This window comes from Sphingomonas fucosidasi (genome assembly GCF_036663855.1).
In the GTDB taxonomy this organism is placed as follows: Bacteria; Pseudomonadota; Alphaproteobacteria; order Sphingomonadales; family Sphingomonadaceae; genus Sphingomonas; species Sphingomonas faeni_B.
Genome location: NZ_JAXOJR010000006.1, coordinates 158542 through 171923, shown reverse-complemented (window position 1 = coordinate 171923; position 13382 = coordinate 158542). Strand labels below are relative to the sequence as shown.

Genomic DNA, 13382 nt, shown 5'->3' with positions numbered 1-13382 from the left:
CCGGAACGGGGAGGGGGACCAGCGAAGCTGGTGGAGGGGGCGTGCGGCAAAAATACCAGCCGTGAGACTCGCCTTATCCAAGCGCAGCGCCCAGTATCACTCCGACACAGCCGTAACGCCCGCGGCGCTCCCCCTCCACCCCGCCGCTACGCGTCGCGGTCCCCCTCCCCGTTCCGGGGAGGATAAAACGGCGCAGCGACATCCTCACGCACCCGCATCAACCGCCCCGTTGCCCGATCCAGCAAAGCCCAGGTCGTCACCGCCTCCAGCTTCACCTTCCCATCATCCCCAACAAACCGAACATGCCGATCGAACCGAGCCCCCTTCGGCGCCCCCTCGACCCAAGTCTCGCCAACAACAGTTTCCCCCGCGACGACACTCCCGCGGTAATCGATCTCATGCCGCGTCACGACCCACACATACGCCAGCTTGTGCTCGGCCGGCGCCACCGCCTCCCAATGCGCGGTCGCGATAGCCTGGATCCACTGCACCCAAACCGCATTGTTCACATGCCCAAGCTCATCGATATCCGCGTCCTGCGCAGTGATCGAGAGCGTGAACCGGCTCACCCCGCGACGCCCAGCTGCCACAGCACGAACGCATGCTCCTCAGCCCCCTCGCGCAGAGACTCGAACCGCCCCGACTTGCCCCCATGCCCCGCGCCCATATTGGTCTTGAGCAGCAGCACGTTATCGTCGGTCTTCATCAACCGCAGCTTCGCCGCCCACTTCGCCGGCTCCCAATAGGTCACGCGCGGATCGTTCAGCCCGCCCGATATAAACATCGGCGGATAAGCCTGCGCCTTCACATTGTCGTACGGAGAATACGACCGGATCAACTCAAACGCCGCCTTGTCCTCGATCGGGTTCCCCCATTCGGGCCACTCGCCCGGCGTTAGCGGCAGGCTCTCGTCGAGCATCGTGTTCAGCACATCGACGAACGGCACGTCCGCGATCACCGCACCCCACAGCTCAGGGTCGGAATTGACCACCGCCCCCATCAGCTCGCCGCCAGCAGACCGCCCCGCGATCGCGATCTTCCCCGCCGACGTCCACTGCGCGTCGACCAAAGCCTTCGCCACATCCACGAAATCGTTGAACGTGTTCGCGCGCTTCTCCAGCTTGCCATCCAGATACCATTGCTGGCCCAGATCATCGCCGCCGCGGATATGCGCGATCGCATAGGCGAACCCGCGGTCGAGCAGGCTCATCCGCCCGGTCGAGAACCCCGGCGGGATCGCATAGCCGTACGCGCCATAGGCATAGAGGAACAAAGGCGCCGACCCGTCTTGTACGAACCCGGCGGGATACACGATCGATACCGGAATCTCGGTCCCGTCTCGCGCGACGATCTTCAACCGCTCGGTCGCGTACTTCTCGGGATCATACCCGCTAGGGATCTCCTGCACCTTGAGCATCGTCCGCTCACCGGTATCGACGTCGTAATCATACACCGTCCCCGGCGTGACCATCGACTCATACCCAAGCCGCAGCACCGTCATGTCGTATTCGGGATTGTCCCCAAGCCCGGCGACATAGCTCGCCTCGGGAAAGTCGATCCGCCTGCCCTCGGTCGGCGTCTCGTACCGATGGATCGCGATCTGATCGAGCCCGTCCTCGCGCCCATCGACGACGAAGAAGTCCTGATAGCACTCCACCCCGGTCATGTAGAAAGTCGGGCTCGCCGGAATCAGCTCGCTCCAGGCATCCGGCTCCTCGACCAGCGCGGTGCAAAGCCGGAAATTCGGATCGACGTCGTTGGTATGGATGAACAGCGTCCCGTCATGCTCGTCCACATCATATTCGCGGCCCACCTTCCGCGCCGAAACGAGGATCGGCACCGCCAAAGGCTCGTGCGCGGGCAGCAGATAGAGTTCGCTCGTCACATGGTCGCTGGTCGCGATCACGATCCACTTGCGCGAACTCGTCTCGCCGACGCCGACGCGAAAGCCCTCGTCCTCCTCGTGGAACAGCACCACGTCCTCGGAAATCGGCGTCCCCAACCGGTGGAACCGCGCATTGTCCGTCCGCCACTGCTCGTTAGCCAGTCCGTAGAGAAAGCCCGCATCGTTCGCAGTCCAGACAATCTCGCTGAGCATCCCAGGGATCACGTCGGGCAGGTGCTCGCCGGTGTCCAGATCCTTGACCCGAACCTCGAAACGCTCGCTGCCATTGTCGTCGATCGCATAGGCGAGATAGCGCCCGTCATTGCTGACCGAGAACGCGCCGAGCCGAAAATACTCGTGCCCCTCCGCCAGCGCCGGCTCGTCGAGCAACAACTCGTCGTCACCGCCTGCGACGGGCTTGCGCCACCATTTCTTATACTGCCCGCCGGTCTCGTACGCGGTCCAGTACAGCCAATCGCCATCCTTCTGCGGCACCGAGGATTCATCCTCCTTGATGCGCGCCTTCATCTCTTCGTAGATCGTATCGACCAGCGCGGTATGCGGCGCCATCTGCGCCTCGAAATACGCGTTCTCGGCCTCCAGATATGCGAGCACGTCGGCGTCATCGACCTCCGGATAGTTCGGATCTTTCAACCACGCATACGGATCCTCGATCGTCACGCCGTGCGTGGTGAAGCTGTGCGGGCGCTGTTCGGCGATGGGGGGCGTGGTCATGCAGCGGTGTTAGCGGGGCCGCGGGTGGAAGCCAAACGCTGTAGCGTTGGGGAGCGGCTGAGGAAGAGTGCCAGCCACGCCCCATGCACCACCCCGGCGAAGGCCGGGGCCCAGTTGGAAAGGTTGCAGTAACGGCGCGCAGTCCTTCGTCACGACCGTCCCCCAATTGGGCCCCGGCCTTCACCGGGGTGGTGGCGGTTGGTGTGAGTGACGGTGCACCAACCGTGTTTCCCCGCGAAGGCGGGGACCTAGACTGGGCTCCCGCCTTCGCGGGAGAACTAAGGATGAGCACCGTTCGATTGCGCTCTCCTCGCCCCTTGGGAAGTGTCCCGCCCCTCCCCACGCTGTCCTGCCGTGCCCCTTTCTGGCAGAACCCCCGCATCACCCGACATCGACCGACGAGAGACCCCAACATGCCGACCCACACCGACCGCCTAGCCGCCCTCCGCACCCAGCTCGCCGCCGAAGGCCTCGACGGCTTCGTCATCCCCCTAACCGACGAGCACATGAGCGAATATGTCGGCGGCTACGCGCAGCGCCTCGGCTGGCTCACCGGCTTCGGCGGCTCGGCCGGCACTGCCGTGGTCCTCGCCGACCGCGCCGCGATCTTCACCGACGGCCGCTACACGATCCAGGTTCGCGAGCAGGTCGACGGCACCCAATGGGCGTACGAACCCGTGCCCCAGACCAGCCCCGCCGCCTGGCTCGCCAAGCACGCCCCCGAAGGCGGCCGGATCGGCTACGACGCATGGCTCCACACCGGAACCTGGGTCGCCGACGCCACCACCGCCCTCGCCGAGCGCGGCGCCACACTCATAGCGGTGGACGCCAATCCCATCGACGCGATCTGGACCGATCGCCCCGCCCCCTCCCCCGCAAAACTGACCGTCCAGCCCGACCAGTTCACCGGCGCCTCCTCCGCCGAAAAGCGCGCCGCAATCGCCGACTGGCTGGCCGATCACAAGGCCGACGCGGTCATCCTCAGTGCACTCGATTCGATCGCCTGGGCGCTCAACATCCGCGGCGGCGACGTCGACCACACCCCCGTCGCACTCTCCTATGCGATCGTCGGCGCAGACGGCACCACTGACCTGTTCGTCGCCCCCGACAAACTCGACGACACCGTCCGCCAGCATCTCGGCAACGCCGTCCGCCTCCACGACCGCACCGCCTTCGCCGCCGCCCTCGCCACCTACGCCGGCAAGCGCGTCGCCGCCGATCCCGAGCGCGCCGTCGCCGCGATCACGCAAGCCCTCCAAGCCGGCGGCGCCAAGATCCTCCCGCTCCGCGACCCCGTCGTCCTCGCCAAAGCCATCAAGAACCCCGTCGAGATCGCCGGCCACCGCGCCGCCTCCGCGCGCGACGGCGCCGCACTCGCGCGCTTCCTGCGCTGGGTCGAGATCGAATGCGTGAAGGGCGGCCAGACCGAACTCAGCGCCGCCGCCAAGCTGCTCGCCTTTCGCGAACAGACCGGCGTCCTGAAGGACACCTCGTTCGACACGATTTCCGCGACCGGCCCCCACGGTGCTATCCCGCACTACCACGTCACTAAGGAATCAAGCGCCCCGATCGAGCCCGGCCAGCTCTATCTGATCGACTCCGGCGGCCAATATTCGGATGGCACCACCGACGTGACCCGCGTCATGCCGATCGGCGAACCCACCCCCGAAATGTGCGACCGCTTCACCCGCGTCCTGAAGGGCCATATCGGCATCGCCACCGCGGTCTTCCCCGACGGCACCATGGGCGGCCAGATCGATGCCTTCGCCCGCCGTCCGCTCTGGGAAGCAGGCCTGGATTTCGGCCACGGCACCGGCCACGGCATCGGCGCCTATCTCGCGGTCCACGAGGGTCCGCAACGCATCGCCGCACCCAACTACCCCGGTGGCGCAGCGATGGAGCCCCTGCGCGCCGGCATGATGCTCTCCAACGAGCCCGGCTATTACAAGGCCGGCGAATACGGCATCCGTATCGAGAACCTGATTCTGATCGAGCCGCGCACCATCCCCGGCGCCGACCGCGAGATGCTCGGTTTCGAAACGCTCACCTTCTGCCCGATCGAGCGCACGCTGATCGAGCCCGCGCTGCTGACGCCGCAGGAGCGCCAATGGGTCGACGACTATCACGCCAGGGTATTGGCGGTCCTTACCCCGGAAATGACCGACGCAAACGATCGCGCGTGGCTCGCGGCAAAGTGCGCGCCTCTCAGCTAGAAGGCTCGTCCCCAGGCGCAGGCGCAGCCCCGACGGCACGCGCCTGCGCCTTGCGCCGCCGCAGGTTCTCGCGCAGCGCGGCGGCCATGCGCTCGGCCTTCTCCGCCGCCTTTCGATCCCGATCATCCATAAATACGCCCTACATCTTGGCGGGACCGCTTGACAATCGCCCCGCCCTCGTCTCTTAGCCCCACTCCGCCGGCAGCGATGCCAGCGAGTGCTGCCGTAGCTCAGTGGTAGAGCGCATCCTTGGTAAGGCTGAGGTCGTGAGTTCAATCCTCACCGGCAGCACCAGTTTTCTGATTGTTGCCCCGCATCGTTTGCTTCGACAAGCACGATGCGGATGCGCCGACAAATCATCTCGAACCCTGGTATTCCTCGGGCGCCTGCTTCGGGCAGACTGTAGTCACAGCGCCGATGGTGGATCGACGGTGTCCGGCCGACGTACGCCGCGTCCGATTTATGATTCCAGTCTACGCGTCCGGTGCTAGCATCGGCACTGCCTCTTGTGTTGCTTAAATACAACACCATTTCAGTGCCAGACACTGACACCAAGACCCACAGGAATTCGTCATGAACATCGACAAATTCACCGACCGCGCGAAAGGCTTCCTGCAGTCCGCGCAAACCGTGGCGATCCGCATGAACCATCAGCGGATCGCGCCCGAGCATCTGCTGAAGGCGCTGCTGGAGGATGAGCAGGGCATGGCCGCCGGGCTGATCGCGGCCGCGGGTGGCGACGCCAAGCGCGCGACCTCGGAAACCGATCTCGCGCTCGCAAAGATTCCAGTCGTGTCGGGCTCCGGCGCGCAGACCACGCCGGGAATCGACAACGACGCGGTGCGCGTACTCGACCAGGCCGAGCAGATCGCAAGCAAGGCGGGCGACAGCTTCGTCACCGTCGAGCGCCTGCTGGTCGCGCTCGCACTGTCGCTCAACACCGCGGCAGGCAAGGCGCTGAAGGCCGGCGGCGTGACGCCCGAAGGTCTGAACACCGCGATCAACAGCGTCCGTCAAGGGCGCACCGCCGACACCGCGGGCGCCGAGGATCGTTACGACGCACTGAAAAAGTTCGCGCGCGACCTCACCCAGGCGGCGCGCGACGGCAAGCTCGATCCCGTCATCGGCCGCGACGAGGAAATCCGCCGCACGATCCAGATCCTCGCGCGCCGGACCAAGAACAACCCCGCGCTGATCGGCGAACCCGGCGTCGGCAAGACCGCGATCGCGGAAGGGCTAGCCCTGCGGATCGCCAATGGCGACGTGCCCGATACGCTGAAGGATCGCCGGCTGATGTCGCTCGACCTCGGCTCGCTGATCGCGGGTGCGAAATATCGCGGCGAGTTCGAGGAGCGTTTGAAAGGCGTGCTCGACGAGGTGAAGGCCGCCGAGGGCGACATCATCCTGTTCATCGACGAGATGCACCAGCTGATCGGCGCGGGTAAATCCGAGGGCGCGATGGACGCGGGCAATCTGCTCAAGCCGGCCCTCGCTCGCGGCGAACTCCACTGCGTCGGTGCGACCACGCTCGACGAGTATCGCAAGTACGTCGAAAAGGACCCGGCGTTGCAGCGGCGCTTCCAGCCGGTGATGGTCGGCGAACCGACCGTCGAGGACACGATCTCGATCCTGCGCGGGCTGAAGGAGAAGTACGAGCTCCATCACGGTGTGCGGATCACCGATGGCGCGATCGTCGCCGCCTCGACGCTGTCGAACCGCTACATCACCGATCGATTCCTCCCCGACAAGGCGATCGACCTGATGGACGAGGCCGCGTCGCGCATCCGCATGGAGGTCGAATCGAAGCCCGAGGCGATCGAGAACCTCGACCGGCGGATCATCCAGCTCAAGATCGAACGCGAGGCGTTGAAGCGCGAAACCGACGACGCGTCGGTCGACCGGCTCGACACGCTGGAGGGCGAACTCGTCAACCTGGAGGAGCAATCCGCCGAGCTGACGACGCGCTGGAAGGGCGAGAAGGACAAGATCAACGCCGAGGCGCGACTGAAGGAACAGCTCGATGCCGCGCGGCTCGAGCTGGAGCAGGCGCAGCGGTCGGGCGACCTCGCCAAGGCGGGCGAGCTTTCCTACGGCACTATCCCGGGGTTGCAGCGCCAGCTCGACGAGGCGGCGGGCGCAACCAAGGGCGCGATGCTACGCGAGGAAGTGACCGCGGACGACATTGCCGGCGTGGTCAGCCGCTGGACCGGCATTCCGGTCGAACGGATGCTCCAAGGCGAGCGCGACAAGCTGCTGGCGATGGAGTCGACGATCGGCAAGCGCGTGATCGGCCAGGCGCACGCGGTGAAGGCGGTCTCGACTGCGGTCCGCCGTGCGCGCGCGGGATTGCAGGATCCTAACCGGCCGCTGGGGTCGTTCCTGTTCCTCGGACCGACCGGCGTCGGCAAGACCGAGCTGACCAAGGCGCTGGCGGAGTTCCTGTTCGACGACCCCAGCGCGATGGTCCGCATCGACATGAGCGAGTTCATGGAGAAGCACGCGGTCGCGCGACTGATCGGCGCACCTCCCGGCTATGTCGGCTATGAGGAAGGCGGCGTGCTGACCGAAGCGGTGCGCCGTCGGCCATACCAGGTGATCCTGTTCGACGAGGTCGAGAAGGCACATGGCGACGTGTTCAACGTGCTGTTGCAGGTGCTCGACGACGGGCGGCTGACCGATGGCCAGGGGCGCACGGTGGATTTCAGCAACACGCTGATCATCCTGACGTCGAACCTCGGCAGCCAGTATCTGGCGAACATGGCAGAGGGCGACGACGTGTCGTCGGTCGAACCGCAGGTGATGGAGATCGTCCGCGCGCACTTCCGGCCGGAGTTCCTCAACCGGCTCGACGAAGTTATCCTGTTCCACCGCCTCGGCCAGTCGCACATGGCGCCGATCGTCGACATCCAGGTATCACGCGTCGACAAGCTGTTGGCGGATCGCAAGATCGTCCTCGACCTCACGGACGCCGCGCGGGCCTGGTTGGGGCGTGTAGGGTACGATCCGGTGTACGGCGCGCGGCCGTTGAAGCGTGCGGTCCAGCGCTATCTGCAGGACCCGCTCGCTGACATGATCCTGCGCGGCGAGGTGAAGGACGGTTCGACGGTGCACATCGACGAGGGCGACGGGAAGCTGGTTTTGGTGGTTTGAGGCAGGCCGCGATGTCCGCGGCAATCCGGGCAGACGCGGCCGTCGCTGACGACGCGGATGCACCATCACCGCGTCGTTAGCGGGAAACCTGCTAAAGGACCGTGGTGAAGAACCGACAAGGTTAGGTTCACCACGGTCCCATGGTCGTCGCAGCGCACCGACTTGCCGTTTGCCTATCTTGCGCCCCGCCTCCTAGGAAATCGGACGGAGCAACGGCATGTGCCCTTTACTGAGCGCCGGGAGCCGTCAGGGTGGGCAGCATGCTTCGTCCCAACTCCTGGCTGGAGCGGGCCGCCTGGTCCCACTCGGCCTTGCTCATGCAAACCTTACGCCGCGCGATGTTCGATCCGACTTGCGCATAGCGACGGCAGATCGGTTTTGGCTCGTCTTTAGCCGCTTGTGCTGCCGGTTCATTGGCCGATGCATTGCTTTGGAGCGCTGGCGGCGCGCCGGCCACAGTCAACGCCAACAGGATAATGCTGATCGTCATCGCTATTCCTTCGATTACGCCATCTGACATCGAAGACTATCAACGCCGATCGCCACGCTCAAACAAAAACGGAGGCAGGACTGGCCCACCTCCGTCATATAGTTGGTTAGTCAGATCCGCCTCAGATCAGAACCGAAGGCGGGCACTTGCTGCGAAACGGCGACCCAGGGCGTCGTACGTCGAGGGATAGACGTTGCCGCTGTTATAGGCCGTCGCGCCGATCGTCGAACCAACAACCTTCGGCTTGTTGTCGAGCAGGTTCATTGCCGACAGCGTCAGGTCGAAATTGTCGGTGACGCCGAACCGGGTCGTCAGATCGAAATAATGCTCCGCACCGATGCGCTGGAACCGATCCAACGGACCACCGCCCGCAGCAATGTCGTCTGCGAGTGCGAGCGGCTCGTACTTCACCGCATCGACATAGCGCCACAACAGCGAGACGTCTGCCGCACCGATGGTCAGCGTGGTCCGCTGGTTGAAGCTGAACTCCGGCTGGATCGAGCCGCAGTTCACGCTGTAGTAGCCGACGCATTCGCGGTTGATGGACGTCGGAGTCGCCTGGAACTTCCTGCTGTTTGTCCAGGTGCCGATGAACGACAGTGCCAGGCTACCGAAGCCCAGATCGCTGCGGTAGTTCGCCGCCACATCGATACCGTCGGTCGTGAGGCGACCCAGGTTCGAAAGCGGCACCGACAAGCCATCGGCGCTGCCGTTCAGGCTGCCGTCGAGCGGATTACGCGATATCGCCTGGCAGCCGAGCGAGGTTGCTGCCTGAAGCGGCGTGTAGCAGGCACCAAGCACATCGCCGACCGTCGGAGAGGTGATCGCATCGCGAACCTTGATGTTGAAGTAATCGACGCTGATATTGAAGCCGCGCACGAATTCGGGCTGGAACACGGCGCCGACCGTCCAAGTGTTGGCCGTTTCCACACCCAGAGCGGCGTTGCCGCCCTGCCTGATGTTAACCTGCCCGGCCGACGGCAAAGGAATGTTGCCCACGAGAGCATTGGCCTGAGCCTGCGTGGCACCACCAGCAACGATCTGGGCGGCGCAAACGCCACCCAAGGCGCTGCCGGCGGTTACACCCGCACCCGCGCAGGGATCTAGGGCCGAATTGTCGAGACCGGTGACCAGTGGCGAGAACAGCTCGCCGATATTCGGCGCACGCGCCGCCTTCTGGTAGTTACCGCGGATCTTCAGGCTGGTGACGGGCTCCCAGGAGCCGCCTACCTTCCAAGTCCAGTTGGTTCCGGCTGTCGAATAGTCGGAAACACGGCCACCGGCTTCCAGCGTCAGGCTGTGGAAGAACGGCTTGTCCTCGACGAGCGGCATGATCAACTCGCCGAACGCTTCCTTGACGTTGTACTGGCCGGCGACGTCGGGCGATGCCGCGCCGTTGCCCAGCACTTCGTTCGGGCGCTGCGTCAGTTCGTCGGAGATCACCGCCGCGGTGTACTTGCGGTACTCGGCACCGAGCGCGAACGAAATCGCCTGCGTTGCGAACGGGCTGGCCACGCCGAAATCGCCATTCACAACGCCGTGAACCTGCGCGATCGTCGTGCGGGTCAGCGTGCTGTTCGTGACACCCAGAAGATAGCCGAGCTGATCGGGAGTGATCGTTCCGGCTTCACCGAACAGATTGATCGGCACGCAGCCATTCGACGGATCGACGCACGCGGTGGTGCTAGTCGCCAGCGAGGCCTGACGCAAACGGGTCAGCGTGCCGTTTCCGGTCTGGCGCTGAACATTCTCGCTCTCACCGTAGTTACCGCCAAAATCGAAGCCGATCGTGTCGGTGATGTCGCCGCGGATACCTGCCTGATAGTCGAACACCGTCGTGGTGTAGGTCGACAGGCGCGGCCCGGCTTCGACGAAGCGCCGTGAAGCAACGGTCGTGAAGGTGCGATAGTCCGCGCTGCCGGGGGCGGCGGACGCCGCTGCGTTGCACTGTGCCACGGTCAGACCGTTTGCTGAACAGATCTGGCCACGCGCTGCGGCAGGCAAATAGGGATTCGAGTAGTTCATCGTCAGCGAGTTGCCGAACGTGCCGGACGACGCGATGACGGTCTGCACCGTGTTGCGCGAGAAGAGGCCACGGTTATAAATCTCGATGCCTGGCGTTACTTCATAATGCGCCGCGCCGAACATGTTGTAGCGCGTGAACGGCGTCTGGAAGATGTTCTGCGGGTTGAAATTGAACAGAGCAAAGGTTGGGACCAGCCGGCCGGTAGCTGGATCGATCTGCTGGTTCGTACCCAGGCCCAGGCCGGTGAAGCGTCCAGGAACGGTCGTGCCCGACCCACCTGCCAAGCCGGTGTACGAATCGATGTTGTTGACGGAAAAGTCGCGCTTGCCCTGCGTGACGGGATCCGCTTGCTGATAGCCGACACTGAACACCGCGTTGCCGCGCCCATCGCCGAAGTTCGCACCGATGGTCAGGTCTGCGCGGAACACATTGCCATCACCGCGCTCGGTGATCTGATTGCTGATGTTTGCTTCGACGCCCGAGAAATCGCGCTTGGTCACGAAGTTGACGACGCCGGCCACTGCGTCTGCACCGTAGGTGGTGGACGCACCACCGGTCAGAATGTCCGTACGCTCGACCAACGCGAGGGGGATGTTGTTTAGATCGACCACGCCGGCCAGACCCGACGGCGCGATACGCCGACCATCGAGAAGGACGAGGTTGCGGTTCGTACCAAGGCCACGAAGATCGACGAACGATGCGCCGCCGTTGCCGTTGTTCACGGCGCTGCCGATCGAAGGGACGACACCGGGCAGTTCGCGCAGGAACTGTTCGGCGACGTTGGTCTGGCGAAGCTGCAGCTCCTCCGAGGTCACCGAATTGATCGGCGACGACTGAACCAGGTTTGGATTACGAACCAGCGTACCGGTAACGACGATGTCACCGCCATTCGCAGCCGCATCTTGGCCCTCGGCGGGCGCAGCGCCGTTGGGCGTGGAGATCTGGCCAGCGTCCTGCGCGTGCGCAGAGGTGCTCGCAACCAACGCAATACCCACCAAAAGGCTCGAGGCGAGCAAGCGCCCCCGGAAAATGTTCGTCATATAAACCCCTTTATTTGGCCGCCCTGTTAGGGTTCGGGCCGAACAATCGCACCGGCGGCATGCCGCGGATGACCGAAGATTGCGTACATTACCGCGATTGCACAACGTCGATCGGTTCCATTCCGCCTATTTTTGATCGATTGTACCATTTGTGTCACACTCATACGGGTTCGCAACACCCGGGGTCTCGGGGGATGTGGAGAGGACGCTCGACTTCGATCGGCAAAGTCGACAGACATCGATCTTCACGCACAGCGGATGCAACGACATGGGTTTCTTAAGACCGCTCGGGCTCGCCGGCCTTCTGTTCTCCGTTACCGCCGTTGCGCAGGATGGCCGGTTAGCCAATCCGCTGACGGGAATCGTACGCTGCCGGGCAATCCAGGCCGACGCCGAACGTCTTGCGTGCTTTGACGCGGCGGCGGCATCGGCGAGCATCGCCGAGCGATCCGGCGATATCCTCGTGATCGACCGCAAGCAGGTGGTCGCGGACAAGCGGGCGGGGTTCGGCCTGCCTAGTCGTCCAACCGATCTTTTCGGGGGAGGTGCCGCGGACAAGGCGACCAAAGTCGACCAGCTCGATTCGACGATCCGATCGGCCATAGCCGCCGCCAGTACCGGCCGCTGGAATTTACGCCTGGCGGACGGCACCGAATGGCAGACCATCGATGCGATCCCCGCCCCGCCCAGGCCTGGCACCGCGATCTTGGTAAAACAGGCCTCGCTCGGCGGTTATCGCGCGACAATCGGCAAGGGACGCTCAGTTCTCGTGAAGCGATTGCGCTGAGCCCGGCATCGCCCCCGCCGCCAGCATCGGGTCCAGTTTCGCATCACCCCATTTGAGACTCCAATGGAGGTGCGGGCCGGTCGCACGGCCGGTCATGCCGACGGCGCCGATCGGTTGGCCTTGGCGCACGTGATCGCCGGGTTTCACGTCGATGCGGGACAGATGCAGGAACGCGCTGTTGAGGCCCATGCCGTGGTCGAGCATCAGGAGGTTGCCCTCCAGCGTGAAGGGGCGGTCGGCGGCGAGGATCACGACGCCGTCGGCGGGGGCGGTGACGATCGCGCCGGTTGGTTTGGCGATGTCGGTGCCCGAGTGATAGCTACCGGGCTCGCCCTTGTAGACGCGTTGTGCGCCGAACAGGCCGGATATGCGGCCGGTAGCGGGCCAGGCGAAGGATTGACGCCAACCCTGCGCGTCCGTGCTGCGAGCGCGTGCGGCGACGATCTGCGCGAGTTCGGGCGGGCGGAGTTTCGCGAACACCGGGTCGGGTGCGGGGAATTTCGGAAGCGTGTCGAGGCGCTCGATCCGCCAGGCGCGCGGCGCGATCGTGAGACTTTGCGTAACACTGCGACCGTCCGCGAGCGTCGCGGTCAGCGAGGCTTGCGGGCCGGCGTCGCGGTCGAAACCGGCGATGAAGCGACCGTCCGGGGATAGCGAGATCGGCTTGCCGTCGAGCGCGACCGAGCGCGTACCGGCGGGAGCGGTGCCGAGGATCAGGCCACCCTGGCTGAGCGTGCCGGTCCAGCGGAAGGCGGATTGGCTTGCGGTAGTCGGCGGCGGCGCTTGCTGGGCGGTGGCGCTGGTCGCGGCCAGCAGGACGAGCACCGCCGCCCGGATCGCCGCGCGGATCATCGGGGGGCCATCGCTTCGCTGGCGGCGGCAGCGGTGGCATATGCCTCCTGGCGGGCGACGCTCCAGTAGCGCAGGTCTTCGAGCGCAATGCGGTGGCCGGTCGCGGCGCAGGGGACGTGGTCGCCCGGGCTGAGCACGCGGAATCCGTTGGCCATATAATGCAGCCGCGCGGCGCGGTCGGAGTTGGACATCAGCATTGCGGGT

Annotated in this window: 10 protein-coding genes and 1 tRNA gene; 4 read left to right on the top strand and 7 right to left on the bottom strand. The window is 64.9% G+C overall.

What is annotated here, in order from left to right:
• Positions 1 to 146 precede the first annotated feature (146 nt).
• Both U1737_RS12410 and U1737_RS12405 read right to left on the bottom strand, forming a co-directional pair.
• Positions 147 to 569, bottom strand: coding sequence for an acyl-CoA thioesterase (locus U1737_RS12410; RefSeq protein WP_332796982.1), 423 nt, complete (start codon positions 567 to 569; stop codon positions 147 to 149).
• Positions 566 to 2620 (bottom strand): S9 family peptidase, encoded by a 2055-nt coding sequence (locus U1737_RS12405; RefSeq protein WP_332796981.1) that lies wholly within the window; start codon positions 2618 to 2620, stop codon positions 566 to 568. The genes U1737_RS12410 and U1737_RS12405 overlap by 4 nt, the downstream gene beginning before the upstream one ends.
• A gap of 413 nt (positions 2621 to 3033) precedes the next feature.
• Here U1737_RS12405 and U1737_RS12400 point away from each other — a divergent pair, with 413 nt between their 5' ends.
• Positions 3034 to 4833: an aminopeptidase P family protein gene (locus U1737_RS12400; RefSeq protein WP_332796980.1), complete on the top strand. Its 1800-nt coding sequence runs from the start codon at positions 3034 to 3036 to the stop codon at positions 4831 to 4833.
• Here the strand turns inward: U1737_RS12400 and U1737_RS12395 are convergent.
• Positions 4826 to 4963, bottom strand: coding sequence for a hypothetical protein (locus tag U1737_RS12395; protein WP_248523718.1), 138 nt, complete (start codon positions 4961 to 4963; stop codon positions 4826 to 4828). The genes U1737_RS12400 and U1737_RS12395 overlap by 8 nt on opposite strands.
• A gap of 89 nt (positions 4964 to 5052) precedes the next feature.
• On the opposite strand from U1737_RS12395, the gene U1737_RS12390 reads away from it, so the two are divergent.
• Both U1737_RS12390 and clpB read left to right on the top strand, forming a co-directional pair.
• A tRNA-Thr gene (locus tag U1737_RS12390) sits at positions 5053 to 5127 on the top strand.
• 279 nt (positions 5128 to 5406) lie between these two features.
• Positions 5407 to 7983: an ATP-dependent chaperone ClpB gene (clpB, locus tag U1737_RS12385; RefSeq protein ID WP_248523716.1), complete on the top strand. Its 2577-nt coding sequence runs from the start codon at positions 5407 to 5409 to the stop codon at positions 7981 to 7983.
• Positions 7984 to 8209: 226 nt separating this feature from the next.
• Here the strand turns inward: clpB and U1737_RS12380 are convergent, their stop codons facing one another.
• On the bottom strand, positions 8210 to 8473 hold the full coding sequence (locus tag U1737_RS12380; protein WP_248523714.1) for a hypothetical protein: 264 nt from the start codon (positions 8471 to 8473) through the stop codon (positions 8210 to 8212).
• Between the two features lie 126 nt (positions 8474 to 8599).
• Positions 8600 to 11539, bottom strand: coding sequence for a TonB-dependent receptor domain-containing protein (locus U1737_RS12375; protein WP_332796979.1), 2940 nt, complete (start codon positions 11537 to 11539; stop codon positions 8600 to 8602).
• Positions 11540 to 11807: 268 nt separating this feature from the next.
• Here U1737_RS12375 and U1737_RS12370 point away from each other — a divergent pair, with 268 nt between their 5' ends.
• A complete protein-coding gene (locus U1737_RS12370; RefSeq protein ID WP_248523710.1) occupies positions 11808 to 12326 on the top strand; it encodes a hypothetical protein in 519 nt (172 codons plus the stop codon).
• Here U1737_RS12370 and U1737_RS12365 read toward each other — a convergent pair.
• Together U1737_RS12365 and U1737_RS12360 are read right to left on the bottom strand one after the other, a co-directional pair.
• Positions 12300 to 13178, bottom strand: a complete 879-nt coding sequence (locus U1737_RS12365) for a M23 family metallopeptidase (RefSeq protein WP_332796978.1) — start codon at positions 13176 to 13178, stop codon at positions 12300 to 12302. The two genes, U1737_RS12370 and U1737_RS12365, sit on opposite strands and share 27 nt — an antisense overlap.
• Positions 13175 to 13375 carry a DUF2093 domain-containing protein gene (locus tag U1737_RS12360; RefSeq protein ID WP_332796977.1) on the bottom strand — a complete coding sequence of 67 codons (201 nt, stop codon included), beginning with the start codon at positions 13373 to 13375 and terminating at the stop codon, positions 13175 to 13177. The genes U1737_RS12365 and U1737_RS12360 overlap by 4 nt, the downstream gene beginning before the upstream one ends.
• Positions 13376 to 13382 lie beyond the last annotated feature (7 nt).